The sequence below is a fragment of the uncultured Turicibacter sp. genome (genome assembly GCF_938044715.1).
Taxonomy (GTDB): domain Bacteria; phylum Bacillota_I; class Bacilli_A; order MOL361; family Turicibacteraceae; genus Turicibacter; species Turicibacter sanguinis.
In genome coordinates this window covers 1-2,523 of record NZ_CALIOS010000022.1, presented here as the reverse complement: position 1 = coordinate 2,523, position 2,523 = coordinate 1, and the positions used below count along the sequence as shown (strand labels likewise).

Annotated in this window: 3 protein-coding genes; all 3 read left to right on the top strand. The window is 31.0% G+C overall.

Annotated elements, in window-relative coordinates:
• On the top strand, window positions 1-663 hold a 663-nt coding region (locus QWC74_RS02250), incomplete at its 5' end, for a ribonucleotide-diphosphate reductase subunit beta (RefSeq protein WP_288993878.1).
• A 281-nt stretch (window positions 664-944) separates the two neighbouring features.
• Entirely contained in the window at window positions 945-1,343 is a 399-nt protein-coding gene (locus QWC74_RS02245; protein WP_009606630.1) for a hypothetical protein, read from the top strand.
• A 613-nt stretch (window positions 1,344-1,956) separates the two neighbouring features.
• Window positions 1,957-2,523: translation elongation factor Ts (gene tsf, locus QWC74_RS02240; protein ID WP_288993877.1), on the top strand; the 567-nt coding region annotated here is incomplete at its 3' end.

Here is a 2,523-nt window from a genome sequence, read left to right as displayed (position 1 = left end):
TCCTATTCCACGATTTTTCAAACGCTTTGTACAACGGAGCGAATTGAAGAGTTATTTAATTGGGTCGAAGAAACGAAGCCTCTTCAAGAAAAAGTAGATCAAATTATGCGTTCATATTATGGAGTTGCGGATAAGGAATCATTATTTATGTCGATGGTCGGGTGTTTGTGTTTAGAAGGGATTTGTTTTTATAGTGGGTTTTATTTACCTTTATGGTTAGCTGGACAAGGGAAAATGGTTAATAGTGGGGAAATTATTAACTTAATTTTACGAGATGAAAAATTGCACACAGTAGGAGTCGGATTTTTTGCTCAGCAATTATTAAGTGAATTTGATGAATCGATTCAAGCTAAGTTGAAGCAACAAGCGGTTGAGATGATGCAAGAAATCTATGAAGTAGAAGTAGAGTATTCAAAGGTGTTATATGAGAACTTAGACATGATTGATGACGTTGTAAGTTATATTCAGTATAATGTGAATTACGCCTTACAATGTTTAAATTTAAACCCTTTGTTTGACATTGTTGAAAGTGACATTAATCCAATCGTTTTAAACGGAATTTCTACTGAAACGAAAAATCATGACTTTTTCTCAACGAAAGGAAATGGTTATATTAAGACCACAAAAGTAGAAATGTTAAAAGATGAAGACTTCTTATTTTAGTTCAGAGCTTCTCTGTTTTTTCTACAAAATTAGTCATTTTTATAAAATGGCTAATTTTTTTTATTAAAAAAATACTGAAAAAGCTAAAAAACGACAATTAAAACGGTTTCAATCAGGCTTTTTTTGTGCGAAAATAGATAAAAATGAAGAATAAAATTGAGGTTCGTCAAAATGATGGGAAAATATGCATAATATTGTTGATTTCAAGACGTGGATTCGATAAAATTTGATTATAAAAACGAGAGAACGATATTAATTTTGACATTAAGCGAGGTGGTAGCATGCAACAATTCTTGTTGGTTACAGTCATGATTGTCATTGCCATTATAGCTTTGGGTATGCTTATCTACTTCTTATTACCTAATAAGCGAAACGATGAGCTGGCATCCAAACAATTAAATGAAATCGAATCAAATGTGGATGCATTAGATTCTTTAGAATCGGTGACGGTGATAGATGTTAAATTTAAAGGATATAATGGAAGATTTACTTATTCAACGTTACATGATAATGTCTATAAAGATCAATATGTATTGGTTTTAACACAGGATGGAATTCGTTGTGCAAAAGTTGTATCAAATCCAAAACGTTTAAGAGTAAGTGATTTACCATTTCCACCCTTTTTACTTCAAAGTATTATTTGTGTCGCCGATGAATCTGATTTAGATTATTACAATTAATAAAAAATGAGTAAAAGGATTTGAAAATAAAAGCGAACTATGATAAATTATTTCAAGACACCTTAAAAATAGAGACGACTTAATTAAGTGAAGTCAAATAGAATCATGATTTTTTTCAATTCTAAAGAAAATCTTGGGTAGGTGTTTAAAAAGAGTTATCATCTTACAAAAACGTTATAAAAAATCTAGGCAGTATTTTAAATATTTTGTCAAAAGGTTGTTATCATCTATTTCAAAAAAAGATTCGAAAATAAAAAGCTCAAAGAATCAACACGTGTTTTTAGTAATCGTATAAAGTGCAAGAACATATGAAGTCATGAAAAGAAATTATAGGAACATGAAGTAGTTAGTAGTTTGATAATGAATACCTTTACTCAAGTGAGTGAAAGGTATTTTTTTTGAGAGTCTATGGAATAAGATAAGAATTAATGCGTTAAATGAATAAGTTGAAAAAAACATCTTACAATAGTAAAGAGTTTTTTTAGATGAAATTCGTTTAAATAAAGAAGTTGTAAGTGTGCAAAGTATTGCAATATTTGTGTTTTTTTGTTATTATCAAGAGGATGCATATATAAGCTTACTCTAAATTGAGATAAAACTAGGAGGAATCATAATGGCAATTACAGCAGCTATGGTTAAAGAATTACGTGAAAAAACTAGTGCAGGTATGATGGATTGTAAAAAAGCATTAGTAGAAACAAATGGAGATATGTCAGCTGCAATCGATTGGTTACGTGAGCGCGGAATCTCTAAAGCAGCTAAAAAATCTGATCGTGTTGCAGCTGAAGGATTATGTTCAGTAGCTATCGATGGAAATACAGCAGTTATTTTCGAATTAAACTCTGAAACAGACTTCGTTGCTAAAAATGAGCAATTCTTAACTTTATTAGATAAATTAGGAAAAATCTTAGTAGCTAACAAACCAGCTTCAGTTGAAGCAGCATTAGAAATCGCTGTTGATGGAGTAACAGTTAACGAAATGTTAATCGAAGCAACTTCAACAATCGGAGAAAAAATCACTTTACGTCGTTTAACAGTTGTTGAAAAAGCAGATAATGAATTCTTCGGATCTTACTTACACATGGGTGGACGTATTGCTGCGTTAACAGTAGTTGAAGGTAAAGAAGAAGTAGCTAAAGATGCTGCAATGCATGCTGCTGCAATCAACCCTCAATACTTA

What these genes read in the sequence shown, in the direction of transcription:
- QWC74_RS02245 (WP_009606630.1), top strand. Translation starts at nt 945, where the DNA reads ATGCAACAATTCTTGTTGGTTACAGTCATGATTGTCATTGCCATTATA.